Source organism: Nocardiopsis sp. MG754419 (genome assembly GCF_018207095.1).
Lineage (GTDB): Bacteria > Actinomycetota > Actinomycetes > Streptosporangiales > Streptosporangiaceae > Nocardiopsis.
The window spans coordinates 24455-41732 of record NZ_QOCZ01000006.1; the positions used below are offsets into that span (position 1 = coordinate 24455).

The 17278-nt window shown below is 69.6% G+C and carries 14 protein-coding genes; 6 read left to right on the top strand and 8 right to left on the bottom strand.

The genetic code is table 11. The annotated features are described in order from the left end of the window. Positions 1-97: 97 nt before the first annotated feature. The 3 genes from DSY14_RS02290 to ectA all read right to left on the bottom strand — a co-directional run bounded on the left by DSY14_RS02290 (position 98) and on the right by ectA (position 2486). Complete coding sequence (locus tag DSY14_RS02290) at positions 98-499, bottom strand: ectoine synthase (RefSeq protein WP_211714723.1); 402 nt, start codon at positions 497-499, stop codon at positions 98-100. A gap of 117 nt (positions 500-616) precedes the next feature. Continuing rightward, the gene (ectB, locus tag DSY14_RS02295; RefSeq protein WP_211714724.1) at positions 617-1885 is read right to left on the bottom strand and encodes a diaminobutyrate--2-oxoglutarate transaminase; all 1269 of its coding nucleotides are present in this window, start codon (positions 1883-1885) and stop codon (positions 617-619) included. A 91-nt stretch (positions 1886-1976) separates the two neighbouring features. Next, positions 1977-2486, bottom strand: a complete 510-nt coding sequence (ectA, locus tag DSY14_RS02300; RefSeq protein ID WP_211714763.1) for a diaminobutyrate acetyltransferase — start codon at positions 2484-2486, stop codon at positions 1977-1979. A 792-nt stretch (positions 2487-3278) separates the two neighbouring features. Between ectA and DSY14_RS02305 the strand changes: the two genes are divergently transcribed. The 3 genes from DSY14_RS02305 to DSY14_RS02315 all read left to right on the top strand — a co-directional run bounded on the left by DSY14_RS02305 (position 3279) and on the right by DSY14_RS02315 (position 4974). Then, on the top strand, positions 3279-3542 hold the full coding sequence (locus DSY14_RS02305) for a WhiB family transcriptional regulator (RefSeq protein WP_211714725.1): 264 nt from the start codon (positions 3279-3281) through the stop codon (positions 3540-3542). Positions 3543-3672: 130 nt separating this feature from the next. Further along, positions 3673-4257 (top strand): copper resistance protein, encoded by a 585-nt coding sequence (locus DSY14_RS02310; protein WP_211714726.1) that lies wholly within the window; start codon positions 3673-3675, stop codon positions 4255-4257. Between the two features lie 108 nt (positions 4258-4365). Then, positions 4366-4974: a copper resistance CopC family protein gene (locus tag DSY14_RS02315; protein ID WP_211714727.1), complete on the top strand. Its 609-nt coding sequence runs from the start codon at positions 4366-4368 to the stop codon at positions 4972-4974. A gap of 226 nt (positions 4975-5200) precedes the next feature. On the opposite strand, the gene DSY14_RS02320 is transcribed toward DSY14_RS02315, so the two are convergent. After that, positions 5201-5962 carry a PP2C family serine/threonine-protein phosphatase gene (locus DSY14_RS02320; RefSeq protein ID WP_211714728.1) on the bottom strand — a complete coding sequence of 254 codons (762 nt, stop codon included), beginning with the start codon at positions 5960-5962 and terminating at the stop codon, positions 5201-5203. 835 nt (positions 5963-6797) lie between these two features. Here DSY14_RS02320 and DSY14_RS02325 point away from each other — a divergent pair. Both DSY14_RS02325 and DSY14_RS02330 read left to right on the top strand, forming a co-directional pair. After that, positions 6798-8072 carry a glycosyltransferase gene (locus DSY14_RS02325; protein WP_211714729.1) on the top strand — a complete coding sequence of 425 codons (1275 nt, stop codon included), beginning with the start codon at positions 6798-6800 and terminating at the stop codon, positions 8070-8072. A gap of 17 nt (positions 8073-8089) precedes the next feature. Further along, positions 8090-9058, top strand: a complete 969-nt coding sequence (locus tag DSY14_RS02330) for an anti-sigma factor RsbA family regulatory protein (protein ID WP_211714730.1) — start codon at positions 8090-8092, stop codon at positions 9056-9058. Positions 9059-9081: 23 nt separating this feature from the next. Here the strand turns inward: DSY14_RS02330 and DSY14_RS02335 are convergent, their stop codons facing one another. After that, positions 9082-9426, bottom strand: a complete 345-nt coding sequence (locus DSY14_RS02335; RefSeq protein ID WP_211714731.1) for an STAS domain-containing protein — start codon at positions 9424-9426, stop codon at positions 9082-9084. Between the two features lie 178 nt (positions 9427-9604). Then, a complete protein-coding gene (locus DSY14_RS02340; RefSeq protein WP_211714732.1) occupies positions 9605-10375 on the bottom strand; it encodes a GAF and ANTAR domain-containing protein in 771 nt (256 codons plus the stop codon). A gap of 126 nt (positions 10376-10501) precedes the next feature. Between DSY14_RS02340 and DSY14_RS02345 the strand changes: the two genes are divergently transcribed. Further along, positions 10502-11662, top strand: a complete 1161-nt coding sequence (locus DSY14_RS02345; protein ID WP_211714733.1) for a PAS domain-containing protein — start codon at positions 10502-10504, stop codon at positions 11660-11662. A 185-nt stretch (positions 11663-11847) separates the two neighbouring features. Here DSY14_RS02345 and DSY14_RS02350 read toward each other — a convergent pair whose 3' ends face one another. Together DSY14_RS02350 and DSY14_RS02355 are read right to left on the bottom strand one after the other, a co-directional pair. After that, positions 11848-12489, bottom strand: a complete 642-nt coding sequence (locus DSY14_RS02350; RefSeq protein WP_211714734.1) for a two-component system response regulator — start codon at positions 12487-12489, stop codon at positions 11848-11850. A gap of 6 nt (positions 12490-12495) precedes the next feature. Next, positions 12496-16902 carry a HAMP domain-containing protein gene (locus tag DSY14_RS02355; protein WP_211714735.1) on the bottom strand — a complete coding sequence of 1469 codons (4407 nt, stop codon included), beginning with the start codon at positions 16900-16902 and terminating at the stop codon, positions 12496-12498. Positions 16903-17278: the final 376 nt, after the last annotated feature.

Genomic DNA, 17278 nt, shown 5'->3' on the forward strand with positions numbered 1-17278 from the left:
TTATGCCCGTTACTCAGGGATGTCTACCCCACGAACAACGGAGGGCGAGGACCGGAACCGGTCCTCGCCCTCCGTCGAGGTCTGAAAGCGCCGTGTATCAGGCGCTCGCCTCCTCCTCCACGACCAACGGGTAGACCCCGTTCTCGTCGTGGACCTCACGCCCGGTGACGGGCGGGTTGAACACGCACAGCACGCGGAAGTCCGTCTTGGGGCGGACCGTGTGCTTCTCGTGGCCGTTGAGCAGGTAGAGGGTGCCCGGCGTGATGATGTGCTTCTCGCCGGTCTCCTCGTTGGTCAGCTCGGCCTCACCCTCGATGCAGTGCACGAGCTCGACGTGGTTGGCGTACCAGAACGTCGACTCGGTGCCCGCGTAGAGCACGGTCTCGTGGAAGGAGAAGCCCACCTTCTCCTTGGCCAGGACGATGCGACGACTGCGCCAGTTCTCGGTCTTGATGTCGGCGTCGGTGTCGCTGATCTCGTCCAGACTGCGAACGATCACTGGGGTCTCCTTAACGTGCTGGTGCGCGCCGAATATGCGCTGGTTACACGGTACGGGGCCGGACGAGGTTCCCGCTGGAGGAACCTCGTCCGGCCCCGAAGTCTCGGGGGGTCGGACTCAGGCGGGCTGGGAGCTCTTGACGGCCGCACGGGCGGCGTCGGCCATGATGTCCAGGCCCGTCGTGAGCTCCTCCTCCGTCGTGGTGAGCGGCGGCAGGAGCTTGGCGACCTCGTCCTCGGGACCGGAGGTCTCAAGGAGCAGACCGCGGTCGAAGCACTCGGCGGCGACCCTCTTGGCGATGCCGCCCTCGGCGTCGAAGGCCAGTCCACGAGCCAGACCGCGACCGCGGATGTGCGCGCCGAAGTCGGCGTGCTCGGCGGCCATCTCGCTCAGCCGCGCCTCGACCTTGGCGCCCTTGGCCAGGGTGGCCTCGGCGAAGGCGTCGTCGCTCCAGTAGCGGCGCAGGGCCTCGGTTCCGGTGACCATGGCCGGGTTGAAGCCGCGGAAGGTGCCGTTGTGCTCACCGGGCTCCCACACGTCCAGCTCGCGCTTGAACAGCGTGAGCGCCATCGGCAGGCCGTAACCGCTGATGGACTTGGACAGGGTGACGATGTCCGGGGTGATGCCGGCCTCTTCGAAGCTGAAGAAGCGGCCGGTACGACCGCAGCCCATCTGGATGTCGTCCAGGATGAGCAGGATCCCGTACTCCTTGCAGAGGTCGGACAGCCCGCGCAGCCACTCCGCGCTGGCCACGTTGATGCCGCCCTCGCCCTGGACGGCCTCCACGATCACGGCCGCCGGGGCGTCCAGGCCACTGCCGCTGTCCTCCAGCAGGCTGCGCAGCCACAGGAAGTCCGGGGTCTGGCCGTCGAGGTAGTTGTCGAACGGCATGGTCGCCACGTGGTCCAGGGGCACGCCGGCGCCGCCGCGCTTCATGGAGTTGCCGGTGACGGCCAAGGCGCCCAGGGTCATGCCGTGGAAGCCGTTGGTGAAGTTGATGATGGTCTGGCGACCGGTGTACTTACGGGCCAGCTTCAGCGCGGCCTCGACCGCGTTGTTACCGGCGGGGCCGGGGAACTGGACCTTGTAGTCCAGTCCTCTCGGTTTGAGGATGATCTCCTCGAACGTTTTCAGGAAGTCGCGTTTGGCCGTGCTGTAGGCATCGAGGCTGTGGACGATGCGGTCGTCCGTCAGGTAGTCGACGAGCGGCTTCTTCAGTTCCGGGTTGTTGTGCCCGTAGTTGAGCGAACCGGCACCGGCGAAGAAGTCGAGGTAGGGCTTGCCGCTCTCGTCGTAGACGTGTGCTCCGACCGCCTTGTCGAAGACGACCGGCCAGTTACGGCAGTATCCGCGGACTTCGGACTCGATGCGCTGGAAGGTCTCCATCGTGATGTTCCTTGGTTCCTTTCCCCAACTTCATGGGCTCATGGCTGAGACGAGGGGCGGGTCAGGATCGCGTTCGATCCGGTGCGGATGGTCAGTCGTCGGAGTCGACGTCCGTCGGCCCGAAGGGGCCGATACGTACGAGGTCCTCGGGCTCGTGTGGCTCGTCGCCGTCGGCCGGGAAGTGCTCCTCGGTGAAGAGCGGGCTCCACAGCGCCTCGGCGTCCCGGTCCCGTGCGAAGGACCCGAAGAGGGCGCGGGAGGCGGTGTTGTCCGGCGTGACGGTCGCTTCGAGGTACCGCACACCCTGATCGGCGAACGTGTCGCCGATGAAGTCGAGCATCCGGCGGGCCAGTCGCTGACCGCGGTACGCGGAGTCGACGGCGACCTGCCAGAGGAAGTAGGTGTCCGGGCTGTCGGGTCGGACGTAACCGGTGACGTAGGCCGCCACTCGTCCGTCGGTGTCCCTGGCCACGACGCTCGTCGCGGCGAAGTCCCGGCACCACAGTGTGTAGGCGTACGGAGAGTTGACGTCCATCCCCGTCTCGCCGGCCAACCGCCACATGTGCGGCCCGTCCTCCGGTGAAGGATGGGTGAGGCGCACGCCCTCGTGGCCCGCGCCCTCGGCGGTCCGGGAGTCCTGGGCCCCGACGTCGTTTCGGTCGCGTGCTGAGAGGTTCGTTCGTAGTTGTGGCACGTCGAACGAACTTAGCGAACGAAGTTCAAAGGCGATTCACGCCGAATCCGCGGACATGTTTGGAAGAAAGAGGGGCGGGTATGGCTCGTCTATTTAGCAGCTGACGACCGCCTTGACCTGCACCTTCGGGTGACGCGCGGTGGTGGCCGAACGGCCTGGTCACGCCCATCTCATCAGGGGGTTCGGCGGTGGCGGAGGGGTCTGCTCGCCCGGGGCGGGCACCCGTCTCCCGATGGACCATCGACAAGCGCCGGGGTCAAACATAGAGCCTCCGGCGGCGATATTAAGCGTGTGTTAAGTCACATCAATTCGGTGGAAAGCTCGCGACATAACACCCCGGAAGGGTCGCATCGCACGTCACACGGTACGCGTTCGTTTCTTGAGAACCAGCCTTACGCAGCAAAAATCGCCACCCCCGCAGGGCGCGCGGACGATCACCAGCCCGCGCCCCGCGCACGCCTCGCACGCGGCGCGACCCGGGCCGGGCGACCCTCGTCCTCGCCGAACGTCCTTGATGATTTGCGGATTTTGGAGCAGACTCTGCGTAGTACGACCTCATGTAGTACTACAATTAGTCGCATCGCGGTGCCGCAGTCACGGAAGGTCCTACCCCCGGCTACGGCCACGCGACCACGAATTTCGCCGTCCCCACCGCGGCAACTCCGGTGGGGGATCATCGACCAGGGATCGGAGGCGCTCGTGAACCGCCTGTATCACGACAGTGAGGACTGGGTCCAGCAGGGGAACTGCCGCTCGTACGACCCTGAGATCTTCTTCCCGGTGAGCAGCACCGGGATCGGTCGCGTCGACACGGAACAAGCCCTCGCCGTCTGCCGCAGCTGTACTGTTCGCCCGGAATGTCTGCGGTGGGCTCTTCGCGCCGGTGAGGCGCACGGAGTCTGGGGTGGGACCACCCCCGAGGAGCGTCGCTACATGCGCCGCGAACTCGTACCGGCCGGCTAGGAAAGCGGGTGGAGCCGCCGGGTGCCCTCGCGCACCCGGCGGCTTCCCTGTGTCCGGCCCCGTTCCCCGTGTCCTCCCGCTCCCCGACGGGTCTTGCGGCCCTCGGGGGCACCGCTTAGGTTCGGTAATCGTGCGACCCGCTCACGGCACCCTGCGACTCACGCGCACGGCACTCCTCGCCGGCGCGTGCTCCGGGCTTGCCTGGGGCGGTCACCACCTGTGGTCCGACACCGCCGCCGGGGTCGGGGGGCTCCTCCTGGCCACGGCGTTCCTGTTCGGTCTGCTGTGGCGCTTCACCAGGATCATGCGGGGCTTCGGCGACATCTTCGCCGTCATGGCCCTCGCACAGGTCGCCCTGCACCTGATCCTCCAGCTGACGGCGGGCCCGGGGCTCCACCCGCCCGGCTCCGACCATGGTGGCCACGGGCTGCTCACCCACACTCTCGGCCTCGCGCCGGGCATGCTGTTCGCACACCTGTGGGCGGCCCTGCTGGCCTCCGCGCTGCTCGCCCACGGCGAGTCCGCGTTGTGGTTCCTGACCACCGCCGTCTCCCGGGCCCTGCCACGGCCCCTGAGTGTTCCCGAGACGCCGATCGGCGCGGCACTCCGGGCACACGTCGCACCCCTGCCCACGGCACCTTCTCCGCCCGCGCCCACCGCGCACGGGCCTCGCGGGCCTCCCGGTTCGTCCGCGCCCCTCCTCCTGCCGTCGTAGTACCCCGGTACACGGCGTCTCGGGGCAGGCCGAAAGAGCCCGGACGCGCACGGACGCCGTGCCGCCCGGGGCACGCACCGCACCCGAACGGCCCGAGAGAGAAGACCCATGAAGAGAACCCACATCGCCGCCCTGATCGCCCCCCTCGCGGCGTCGGCCCTGCTGCTGGCCCCCTCCCCCGCCCTCGCCCACGACGTGCTCATCGCCTCCGACCCGGAGGACGGCGCCACCCTGGAGGCCGTCCCCGAGGAGGTCGTGCTGACCTTCAACAACGCGCCGATGGAGGGGGGCGACGGCAGCGCGATCGTCGTGACCGGCCCCGACGGCGAGACCCAGTACGAGGACGGCGCGCTCACCTTCGACGGCGCCGACGTGTCCGTGGGCCTGTCCACGCTGGACGAGGCCGGCGAGTACAGCATCGGGTACCGCGTCGTCTCCTCCGACGGCCACCCCATCCAGGACACGCTCGCCTTCTCGGTGAGCGAGGAGGCCGTGGCCGCGGCCGCCCCGGAGCAACCGGCCGAGGAGGAGGGCGCCCAGGAAGAGGAGCCCGCCGAGGAGGTCGAGGAGTCCCCGGCCGCCGCCGAGGAGCCCGCGGCCGAGGGAACGTCGTCCACCACCCTGCTGCTGGTCGGTGGCATCGCCGCCCTCGCCGTGATCGGCCTGATCGTGGTCCTCGTGGTGCGCATGCGCAACAGCACGGGTTCTCCGCGGTAGGCGGCGACCTGACACGCGAGAGCGGGCCCGCACGTCACCACGTGCGGGCCCGCTCTCGTGTCGTGTCGTCCTCGTGCGCCGGCGGACCGTGCGTCCCGAAAGCCGCGGAGGGCTCAGGAGGAACGTCCCTCACACCCCGAGCCCGGAGGGTTCCGCCTCGCTACCGGGCACCCGAACACGGGACGAGGCGAAGCGGAGGCCCGTGATCGGACACAGACGCCCCCGCTCAGCGCCGACGGGCCAGCAGGATGCTGATGTTGTCCTTGCCGCCCGCGCCCATGGCGGCCTGCCACAGGGCGTGCACGGCGGCCTCGTCGCTGCCGGCCTCCGCGATGATGCGCTCCATCTCCTCCAGCAGCACCAGGTCGGAGAGACCGTCGCTGCACATGAGCCAGGCGCTGGGGTCGGCGGCCTCGTCCCGGCCCACGTGCGGGACCATCGTGCCGCCGGAGCTGCCGCCCAGCGACTGGGTGATGAAGTTCGTGGTGACGGGACGGCCGTCCTCGGAGGGGGGCAGGGCCGGAGAGTCGTCCTCGGAGAGCTGGCGCAGGCGGCGCCCCTCCAGACGGTAGGTACGCGAGTCACCGACGTTGAACCAGAAGTTGCCGTCGTTGTTGAGCAGGACGCCGGCGACCGTGGTGCCCATCCCGGAGAACTCGGGATGTTGGGAGGCGTGGTCCTTGATCTCCTCGTCGATGTGGGTGAGGAGTTGGGCGACCTCCTCGTTGGTGTTGAGACGCGGACCCATCTCGGCCATGCGGTGCACGGCGTGCTCCGAGGCGATCTCACCGGCGGCCTGACCGCCGATGCCGTCGGCGACCGCGAGGATCACCGGTTCGCTCACCGGCAGCACGCAGCGGACCGGGGAGGTCATGTTCGCACTGGCGACGGTGAGTGCACCCATGACCACGGAGTCCTCATTGGCGGGGCGGATAGCGCCCCGGTGCGTGAGGGCCGTGACAATGACTTCCCCACCAGCGACACCCATACGCCCTTCCTCCCGTTTCGTCGGCCTTGGCCGGCTGTCCGGCACCCGCCGGACCTTGGTCGAGTCCCGTTCAACGTCTGGATTCTGTCACCGTACCGAGGCGGAGTCGGTCAAAATCCGTGTACATCATGGCGGAAAACGCTCGGATGCGCAGTTCCCGACCGCCTTTGTACCGCCAAAAGTGTGGCGATGGGGGGCTGAGGGACCCCCGAGTTCCACCGACCCGGTTCCGGTCCGACACTAGCGGTGCTCGGGGCCTGCCGACAGTGCCACCGAGGAGGTTCGGCGAACCGGCAGTCCAGCGCCCTGTTCACGGGGGTGGAACGGGACCGCGGACCACCCGGGAACCGGGTTTCGGACGGAAGACGGGACCGAGAGCACATTGTCGCTTCGTCCCGGGTCTGGCACAATGGTCCCCGTTGGGTGTCTAAGACGCAGACACACACGACCTCCGCCCCGCGCGCGAGCCTGGTCCACAGGTGCGCCCGGTGGCGTTCAGCCTCTCTCGATGGTCGTTTGGTGTGATCTGTCATGCGTCTCTCCCCTTTCCCTGTTCCTCGTGAACCACGGCACCGTCCGCACCTCGTGCGCGCGGCGCTTCGTGCTGCCCGGCCACCCTCGCCCCGGGGTCGGGGACACGCTCCCCCCTGAGTCCCCCCACGCCCGACCGTGCCCAACGGCGTCCAGTGGTTTTCTCCCCTCGGATGAAAGCACCGGTGGCCGCAGGGCACGGCGGCCCGACCTCGTTCCCCCCGGATGATTCCGATCCCCGCTCCGGAGTCCCCCGGGACCAACCACGACGGACACGACGACGGTGTCCAAGGAGTCCAGCCCAGTGAAGATCGCCATGGTCGCCGAACACGCCAACCCCCTCCCCGCTCACCGGGGCGAGCCGGCCTGCCCCTCCAGCCTGCACGTGTGCGCCGTGTCCCGCCAGCTCGCCAAGCGCGGTCACAAGGTGACCGTCTACGTCCGCCGGAGCGACCCCGAGCAGCCCGAGGGCCGCACGCGGATGTCCCGCGGCGTCTCCGTCGCCTACATCGACGCCGGTCCCGCGCACGTTCTCAAGGAGAGCGACCACGCCGAGCACACCGGAGCCTTCGGCACCGCCCTGGCCTCGGTTCTGGACGAGGACACCCCCGACGTGCTGCACGCCATCGGTTGGACCAGCGGCCTGGCCGCCCTGCACGCCCAGGCGCACAGCGTGAAGGACCAGACCGGGGTCCCCATCGTCCAGACCTTCCACTCCCTCAACGCCAGCGAGCAGCGCTCCGGCCTCGTCCACCGGCCCGACCGTGCCCGCATGGAGTCGATCCTGGCCGCCCGCGCCGACCGTGTCCTGGTCAACTCCACCGACCAGCAGGGCGAGCTGGCCCGTCTGGGCGTGCCCCGGCACCACGTGAGCGTCGTCCCGTTCGGGGTGGACTCCGACCACTTCAGTGTCGAGGGCAGCGCCTCCTCCGAGCCCTGGACCTCCCGCCGCGAGGAGCGGTCCCGCCTGATCTCCGTGACCTCGCTGAACGAGAGCGGCGGCGCCGAGCGTCTGGTCGAGGCGATGACCCGCCTGCCCGAGGCCGAGCTGCTGCTCGTGTCCACGGCCGAGGACCGCACGGTCGCCCTCGACGAGAACGCCCAGCGCATCGAGATCCTGGCCAAGGAGGCCGGGGTGGACGACCGCGTGCACCTGGCCGGCCCGGTGGAGCGCAAGGAACTGCCCCGACTGCTCCGGTCGGCCGACGTGTACGTCTCCGCCGCCTCCTACGACCCCTACGGCGGCGCCGTCCTGGAGGCCATGTCCTGTGGCCTTCCGGTCGTGGCGACCGCCACGGGCGCCGTGCCCGGCGCGGTGCTGCACCGCACCAGTGGTGTCCTCATGCGCTTCGGCCGCCCCGACGAGGTGGTCCGGTCGGTCCGCGCCGTCATCAACACGCCCACCATGAGCACCGCCTACGGCATCGCCGCCGTCGACCGCGCCCGCTCCCGCTTCACCTGGCAGCGCATCGCGGTGGAGACCGAGTTGGCCTACGAGCGCTCCCGGCCCGCGCAGACCGAGCAGGACCGCCCCGACGAGAACGAGGCGGAACTACTGCTGTCCGGCTCCGCCCACTAAACGGTCACCCACCACCGATGACCTTCGAACACCAGGGGCTGCTCTTCCGTCGGAGGAGACGGCTCCACGAGGTGGCACGGGAACGACTCCGCGGCGCCGTGCGCGGGGGCGATCACACCGTGCTCGCCGTGGCCGACCCGGCCGCGCTCCTGGACGGGCTCACGCCCGAGGACCGCGGTCGGGTACTGGTCATGGACCGGGACGCCCTCTACGACGCCCCTGGTCGCGCTCTGGCGACGCTGCACCGCATGACCTCGGTGCACGACTCCGTCACCGTCGTCGCCCAGCCCCCGATGCCCTTCGCGACGGCACTGGAGAGTCGTGAGTGGCACCGGTGGGAGTCGGTGTTGTGCACGGCGCTGGCGCCGACGCGCATGCGTCTGCTGTGCGTCCACGACGAACGAGGGCTGCCTCCGGGAACCCGGTCGACCGTCCTGGCCACCCATCCGGTTCTGGTGGAGGAGTCGGGGGGTCGACCCAACCCCGCCTACCTGGGCGCCACGGTCCTCGGCCGACGGCGCCGGGCCCCCGAACCCCTGCGCCTGCACGGACCGGAGCACCTCCTGGAGATCGGGCAGTCCCTGCCCCGGTTGCGCGCGGACCTCACCGCGCTCGCCCGCGACCTCGATCTCCCGGAGGATCGTGCGGAGGGTCTGGTGGTGGCGGCCAACGAACTCGCCGCCAACGTGCTGGAGCACGGCGCGGGCAAGGGGACCGTGCGGATCCGGCGCGGTCACGACCGGTGGGTGTGCGACGTCTTCGACGAGCGCGGCGGACTCACCGACCCCCTGGCGGGGTACCGCCCCGCCGACGGTCTGCGCACCCGTGGGTACGGGCTGTGGATCACCCGACAGATCTGCGACCACATGGAGATCTGCGCGGACGAGGAGGGGTCCCTGGTCCGGCTCCACTTCGTGGACCGCGCCCCCGACCGGGCGACGGAGGAGGACGGCGAGGGGCGGCGGAGCGCCTCGGTCGGCCCCTGAGGCGGGTCTCCCCCGCGACCGGATCAGGCGCGGAGTTCGGACACCGCGTCGCCGGTGCTGGCGCCGATCGGGATGACCTGGTCGATCCCCGCGATCACGAACAACCGATTGACCTGTTGCTGGGGCTCGGTCACCGTGAACCGGATACCGCGGTCGCGGGCCTGGCGGAACGCCGCGACCAGGACCCCGATGCACCGCGAGTCACAGAACTCGACCTTCGCCAGGTCCACGACCACGCCCGTGAACTCCTGCGAGAGGACCCGTTCCAGCGTCATGGCCAGGGCCGGGGACGTGACCGCGTCCATGTCGCCGACGGGTGTCACGACGGCGACGCCATCCTCGCGGCGGATCGAGATGTCTGACGTCACGGTCGATCTCCTTTTCGTTCACACGCGCACAGAGCGGGTGGCGGCCCACCGCGAGGCGGGCCACCGACCGTCGTCGCGCGCCACGACGGTCTCGGACCCTCATCATGACGCTTCACGGTCACGCTCCGGACTCACCGCGGTGTTGTTGCCAGGTCGTTCACCGGCCGGACCACCGCGCTCACCGCCCGTCCGCGCCGTTGCGCCGCATCCGCGCCTGCGGTCCGGTGTTCTGCGAGACCAGGTCCCGGGCCACGTCGACCACACGCTTGCGATTGCGCTGGGCGACCTCGCGCAGGGCCGTGAACGCGGCGTCGGCGTCACAGCCCCGGGCGTGCATGATGATCCCCTTGGCCTGGTCGATCACCGTACGCGCCGACATCGCCCGACGCATGTGCGCGGACTCCCGGGCCGCGTCGGTCCGACGGACGGCCGTGTGCAGGGCCATCGCCGCGTGTTCGGCGAGCAGTGCCGTGAGCTGGGGAACCACGCCCTGGTCGAAGGCGTCGGCGCGCCCGGAGTGCACGCCGAAGGTGAGCACCCGGTCCTCGTCTCCCTCGTCGGGGAGTGCACTGGGCTGGGTGATGGAGGAGCGGTCCCCGCACTGGACCGCCATGGCCGTGTAGCGGGGCCACCGCTGTTCGCGCAGGACGTCGGAGACCCGGACCCGGCGCATCTCGCGGACGGCCTCGACCGTGGGCCCCTGGTCGGTCGTGTACTGGTGCTCGAGCGCCTGGGACAGGTCGGAGTGCGAGGCGCCGTAGTCGGTGACCACGTGGCGGCGGGAGCCGTCCGGTCCGACCACCTCACGCCACAGCACCACCAGCGCCGCGGAACAGCCCGGCACGCTCAACGCCGCGGCCCGACTCATCTGGTCCAGGGCGCGATCCGGGCCGGCGTTCTCCTCCTGGCCCAGCGCACCGATGTCACGGGCGAGGTGTTCGATCCACACCGCACCAACCTCCTCCGTTCGTTCCCCTCTCCCGCACCAAAGGTAACCTTCGGAAAAGCCTCGACCGGACACCGGAGCGTTCCGGAGTCACCGCCCACCCTTGACGACGACCGGGAGACCGTGAGCGTGTCGGACAACCTCGCCGATCTGCAACGGGAGATCAGCGCACTGAGTGAACGGGTCGCCGCGCTGCGCAACACCCATGCCACCTATCCGGGCGACGCCGGCGGCACGGCCGAGGCCGCCCTGGCCGAGCTGGAGTACGCCGAGCGGCTGCTCGGCGACGCCGGCGGGGAGTTGGCACGGTCCCTCAGCGGGCCCGCCGAGCCCCGTCGCACGGGTGAGGAGGGCGACCGCGGCCTGTTGCGCGCGGTGTTCAACCAGCTCAGCGTCCCGGTGGTGCTGCTGGACCACGACGGCTACATCCGCCGGATCAACACCGCCGGCGCCGATCAGTTGGGCGGTGCCCCCGGCTATCTCACCGGGAAGCCCTTCGCTCATTTCGTGGACCTGCGCAAACGCGCCGCCATGCAGTCGTGGTTGGCGTCCGTGCTGCGCGGTGACGGGTCCGCGTCCCTGGAGTCGCGGCTGGCGCAGCGCGGGTGGGCCGAGGACGTGCACGTGACCCTGACCCGCCTGGAGCTGCCCTCCGAGGCCCAGCCCCTGGTGCTGCTGGCGATGTCGCCGCCCATGCGCGGCGCGGAGGAGGAGGGGCCCTCCCCGTTGGAGCCGGAGGTGGAGGACCAGGTGGTGGTCCTGGCCGCCCGCCGTCTGGACGTGCTCACCCGGATGACCCGGCTGCTGCTGCGCGGCACCACCCCCACGCAGGGCCTGGCGCTCACCGACGCCGCCGACCTGCTCGCCGACTCCTACGCGGACTGGGTGATCATCGACGTCTGCGACCTTCCCGAGCATCCCCTGGCGGCACGTCGCGCGGCGGTGGTCGGTCCCGCGGACGCGCCGCAGGGCCAACGGGACGAGGTGGCCGCTCTGCCCCCGGGCGACTCCGACATCCCCGGAGAGGTGCTGGGCCGAGGTCAGTCGCTGTTGTTCCCGCTGATCGAGGACGCGTCGGTGCTCGGCCGCATGGGATCGGGCGCCCCGGTCCTGGCGGGTCTGGGCGCGGGTTCGCTGCTGTCGGTGCCGCTGCGCGGCAGCCGGGGTGTGCGGGGCGCGCTCACCCTCATCAGACGCAGTAACCGCGGCAGCTTCCGCCTGGCCGACCTGGGCCTGATCGAGGAGATCGGCGAGCACATCGGGCTCGCCCTGCCACCGCGCGCCTACTGACCTCCACCGGCCTGCCGAGCCCTCGCCCCGCGGGTCACTCCGCCCAGGGCACCGAGGGGCGCGCGCGGCGGACCCGCGGGCCCCGACACCCTCGCCACCGGACCCACCGGACCCACCGGACCCACCGGCCGGCACGGTCCACGCACACGGCCGCGCGCGCCGGGGCGACGCGGCCGGGGGCGGACTCAGTCGTCGGGGCCGTGCAGGGTGTCGACCAGCGTGGACAGCCGTGAGGCCGAACGGTCCACCCGGCGGACGGCGTCCACCAGGGGCTGATCGATCTCCTGGTACTTGCCGACGATGTGCTCGCGCAGGTCGGACAAGTCCGACTGGACCTGACGGGAACGCTGGGAGAGCTGCTCGGCGAGCACCTTCCCGGGTTCGCCGGTCTCCTGGTTGAGGACCCGCTGCAACGAGCGCGCCTGCTCGCGCATCTGCGCCTTGAGCTGGTGCAGCTCGACGAACACCTCGACCTTGGAGCGCAGCACCCACGGGTCGAACGGCTTGATGAGGAAGTCCACCGCGCGCGACGAGTAGCCGCGGAACACCTGGTGCCGGTCGACCTCCTGCGCGGTGAGGAAGATGATCGGCACGTCCTTGGTCTTCTCGCGCTGCTTGATGTGCGCGGCGGTCTCGTAGCCGTCCATGCCCGGCATGATCACGTCGAGCAGGATGACCGCGAAGTCCGTCCCCAGAAGGTGCTTCAGCGCCTCCTCACCGGAGTTGGCCCGCACCAGGTTCTGGTCCAGGGAGGTGAGGGCCGCCTCCAGTGCGATGAGGTTCTCGTCGCGGTCGTCGACGAGAAGGATGTTGGCCTTCTGAGTCACTGCTGCTTACTCCGAGTCGTGGGGCGGGGTGATGCCACGGGTGCCGGTCCTCCCGGTCGATCCGTGGACGTCCCCGGCGTCGTCGCGGATGTCCGTGTCGCCATTGTGCCCGTCCCGGGGACCGTTCGCGTCACCGGGACGGTCGTCCGCGGCGGCACCGGCCCTGGTCTCCTCCGGTCCGGCGGTGAGCCAACGGCGCATCACGTCCAACAGGTGGTCGAGATCGACCGGTTTGGTCACGTAGTCGGTGGCGCCGGCCGCCAGGCTGCGCTCCCGGTCACCCTGCATGGCCTTGGCGGTCAACGAGATGATCGGCAGGTCGGCGAACTGCGGCATCTCCCGGATCCGCTGCGTGGTCTGGTTACCGTCCAACTCGGGCATCATCACGTCCATCAGGACCAGGGAGATGTCCTCGTTGGCCTCCAACCGCTCGATCCCGGAATGCCCGTTGTCGGCGTACAGGACCTCCAGGCCCTGCGCTTCGAGGGCACTGGTCAGCGCGAACACGTTGCGCACGTCGTCGTCGACGATGAGCACGCGTTGTCCGGCCAGGATCGCGCGGCGTTCGGGGTCGGGCCGCGCCTCGACGTGTTCCTCGGTCCCCGACTCCTCGGGTTCGACCCCCTTGAGGACCTGGACCATGGGCAGCGGCTCCTCGACCTCACCGGAGTCGGTCAGCGCCGCCACCACGGCGTCGAAGTCCTCGTCGGGCAGGTCGAGTTCGGCGTCGGTCAGGCTGTCGTGCGCGCCCGAACCCTGCTCCAGCGCCGGCAGCCCCATCGTGGCCGGGACCCCCAGGGCGGGGGTCTCGTCCATGTTCTCCCCGGCGTCGTCGGGCAGGCGCACCGGCAACAGCAGGGTGAAGGTGGAGCCCTGTCCCGCCACGCTCTGGACCCGGATCTCGCCGCCGAGCAGGCGGGCGAAGTTACGGCTGATGGACAGGCCCAGGCCGGTGCCGCCGAACCGTCGTGAGGTTCCGCCGTCGCCCTGGTGGAAGGCCTCGAAGATCACCTGGAGCTTGTCCTCGGCGATCCCGATGCCGGTGTCGGCGACGGTGAAGGCGATGACCTCCTCGTTCTCGACGAACATGTCGAGGTCGGTGTCCTCCAGCGCCCACGCGGGTTCGATGAGCAGCCGGACCTCGCCCTGCGGGGTGAACTTGACGGCGTTGGAGAGCAAGTTCCGCAGGATCTGCTGGAGCCGCTGTTCGTCGGTCCACAGTGTCTCGGGGATGTCCGGGGAGACGTCCACGGCGAACGCCAGCCCCTGTTCGCCGGTGACCGGGCGGAACGTGGCCTCCACGTAGTCGACGAGCTGGGCGATGTAGACCTCGCTGGGCTGCACCTCGGCGCGGCCCGCCTCCACCTTGGACAGGTCGAGGATCTCGTCGATGAGCAGGAGCAGGTCGCTCCCGGCCTTGTGGATGGTCTGGGCGAACTCGACCTGCTTGGGCGTGAGGTTCTGTTCGGCGTTGTCGGCGAGCAACCGCGCCAGGATGAGCAGGCTGTTCAGCGGCGTACGCAGCTCGTGCGACATGTTCGCCAGGAACTCGGACTTGTACTTGGAGGAGACCTGGAGCTGGTGGGCGCGCTCCTCCAGGGCGTTGCGGGAGCGCTGGATCTGCTGGTTCTGGAGCTCGATCGCCCGGTTCTGGTTGGCCAGCTGGGTGGCCTTCTGGCGCAGCTCCGCGTTCATGCCGCGCAGCTCCTCCTGCTGGCGCTGCAGTTCGTTGGAGCGTTCGCGCAGCTGGCTGGTGAGCTGCTGGGACTGTTCGAGCAGCAGCTCGGTGCGGTTGTTGGCCAGGATGGTGTTGATGGTCGTCCCGAGCAGGGAGACCAGCTGGCGGAGGAAGTTCTTGTGGATCTCGCGGAACTCCTCGAAGGAGGCGAACTCCACGACGCCCAGGGAACGGCCCTCGGTGACGATCGGGACGATGTACAGGTTGGTGGGGTGGGCGCCCCCGAGCCCCGATTCGATGTTGACGTAGCCCGGCGGGATGTTGCCGACCTGCTGTTCGACCTGCTGGGCGATGGCCTCACCGGCCAGTCCCTGACCCTTGACGATGCGCCGCCGCTTCTCGGTGGGCTGGAAGCCGAAGCCCGCGTACAGCCGGAAGACGTCTTCGTGGTCCTGGTCCTCGGGCAGGTAGCAGGCGCCGTGCTGCGCCCCGATGAGCGGCGTGACCTCGTTCATGATGAGGCGCGCCAGCTCGTCGAGGTCACGGTGCCCCTGGATGTGACCGGAGATGCGCGCGAGGTTGGACTTGAGCCAGTCGGCGTCGCGCTGGTCGGCCGTGGTCTCGCGGAGGTTGGACACCATCAGGTTGATGTTGGCCTTGAGCTCCTCCATCTCACCGCGGGTGTCGACCTGGATGTTGCGGGTCAGGTCGCCCTTGGCCACGGCGTTGGCGACCTCGGCGATGGCGCGCACCTGGGTGGTGAGGTTGCCGGCCAGTTCGTTGACGCTGTCGGTGAGCTGCTTCCACGTCCCGGTGACGCCCTCGACCTTGGCCTGACCGCCCAGCTGTCCGAGGCTGCCCACTTCGTGGGCCACGCGCGTGACCTCGGTGGCGAAGGCCGACAGCTGGTCGACCATGGTGTTCACCGTGGTCTTCACTTCGAGGATCTCGCCCTGGGCGTTGACGTCGATCTTCTTGGTGAGGTCACCGGCGGCGACCGCGGTGGTGACCTCGGAGATGTTGCGCACCTGGGTGGTGAGGTTGTGCGACATCGAGTTGACGTTCTCGGTGAGGTCGTTCCAGATACCCGAGACGCCCTTGACGCTGGCGCGACCGCCGAGCTTGCCCTCGGTGCCCACCTCGCGGGCCACACGGGTGACCTCGTCGGCGAAGGCGGAGAGCTGGTCGACCATCACGTTGATGGTCTCCTTGAGCTCCAGCATCTCGCCCTTGGCGTTCACCGTGACCTTCTTGGTGAGGTCGCCGGCGGCCACCGCCCGCGTCACCATGGAGATCTGCCGCACCTGGTAGGTCAGGTTGTTGGCCATGGAGTTGACGTTGTCGGTCAGGTCCTTCCAGACCCCGGAGACGTCGCGTACGTGGGCCTGCCCGGCCAGTTTGCCCTCGGTGCCCACCTCGCGGGCCACACGGGTGACCTCGTCGGCGAACGTGGACAGCTGGTCCACCATCGTGTTGATGGTGTCCTTCATCTCGAGCATCTCGCCCTGGGCGTCGACCGTGATCTTCTTGCCCAGGTCACCGCGGGCGACGGCGGTCGTGACCTGGGAGATGTTGCGGACCTGGTAGGTGAGGCTGTTGGCCATCGAGTTGACGTTGTCGGTCAGGTCCTTCCAGATGCCCGACACGCCCTTGACGCTGGCACGGCCGCCCAGCTTGCCCTCGGTACCCACCTCACGGGCGACCCTCGTCACCTCGTCGGCCAGGGAGTCGAGCTGGTCGACCATGGTGTTCACGGTGTTCTTCAGGGAGAGCATCTCGCCCTGGACGTCCACCTCGACCTTGCGGGTGAGGTCGCCGCGGGCGACCGCCGTGGTGACCTTGGAGATGTCGCGGACCTGGTTGGTGAGGTTGTCCGCCATGGAGTTGACGTTGTCGGTGAGGGCCTTCCAGGTGCCCTGGACACCGCGCACGTTGGCGCGACCGCCGAGCTTGCCCTCGGTGCCCACCTCGCGGGCCACACGGGTGACCTCGTCGGCGAACGTGGACAGCTGGTCCACCATCGTGTTGATGGTGTCCTTCAGCTCCAGCATCTCGCCCTGGACGTCGATGGTGATCTTCTTGGTGAGATCACCCCGGGCGACCGCGGTCGTGACGGTGGAGATGTCACGGACCTGGAGGGTGAGGCGGGAGGCCATCTGGTTCACCGACTCGGTGACCTCGCGCCAGGCGCCGGAGACCCCCTCGACCCGGGCGCTACCGCCGAGCTTGCCCTCGGTGCCCACCTCGCGGGCCACACGGGTGACCTCCTCGGTGAACCCGCTCATCTGGTCGGCCATCCGGTTGACCGTGGTGGCCAGGCGCAGCAGGTCGCCCTTGAGCTCGCCGCTGCGGCCCTCGGTGGAGGCGCGACGGTTCAGCTCGCCCTCGGCGACGGAGTCCAGGACCAGGGCCACGTCGGTGACGGGTTCGGCGACCTCGTCCAGCAACATGTTGAGCGCCCGGGCGCTGTTGCCCCAGGCGCCCCGTGCCGGGTGGACGCTGACCCGCTCGTTGAGACGGCCCTCCTCGCGGACCACGTCGCCGACGCGCTGCAGCTCCGAGCTGAGCTGTTCGCTGTGGTCGACGACCTCGTTGAAGACGGAGGCGATCTCCCGCAGCTTCCCGCTACCGCGGGCGCGGAGCCGGACGCTGAAGTCACCGTCGCGCATCCGGTACAGAGCGTTCAGAATCTCGTCGAGCTGGTCGTCGGCCAGTTCCGTGACCGCCTCGGGCATGAACCCCTCCTCAATCCCGCACACCACCCTGGTCTTCGATCACCGCGCGCCGGGCCGGTCCGACCCGGCCCACCGCCCGGTGGGCCGCCCCCGTGCCGGGTCGCGAGCACGGGACACGGGGGCGCGCGAGTGGTGGCGCGCCCCTGGTGACACCCCGTCACGCTATCGTCGCGAAGTACCACCCGAAAGAAGCGGATGTGTCGTCTTACACTAACCGCCAGAGCAATCGCGCACAGGTGTGTCGACGATCTCCCCCGCGGTCGCCCCCGGTGAACGGGGTCCGGGCATCGACGAACGGATCCCGCGTATCGTTGCAGTGGCCATCACCAGCATTCGCGCCCAGTGACGAAGGACACCGACGGCTTGGCAGCACACG

Bases quoted from the DNA above. Each gene is read 5' to 3' on its own strand.
- ectB (WP_211714724.1), bottom strand. From the start codon at position 1,885: ATGGAGACCTTCCAGCGCATCGAGTCCGAAGTCCGCGGATACTGCCGT.
- DSY14_RS02315 (WP_211714727.1), top strand. From the start codon at position 4,366: ATGAAGAGAACCCACATCGCCGCCCTGATCGCCCCCCTCGCGGCGTCG.
- DSY14_RS02320 (WP_211714728.1), bottom strand. From the start codon at position 5,962: ATGGGTGTCGCTGGTGGGGAAGTCATTGTCACGGCCCTCACGCACCGG.
- DSY14_RS02330 (WP_211714730.1), top strand. From the start codon at position 8,090: ATGACCTTCGAACACCAGGGGCTGCTCTTCCGTCGGAGGAGACGGCTC.
- DSY14_RS02355 (WP_211714735.1), bottom strand. From the start codon at position 16,902: ATGCCCGAGGCGGTCACGGAACTGGCCGACGACCAGCTCGACGAGATT.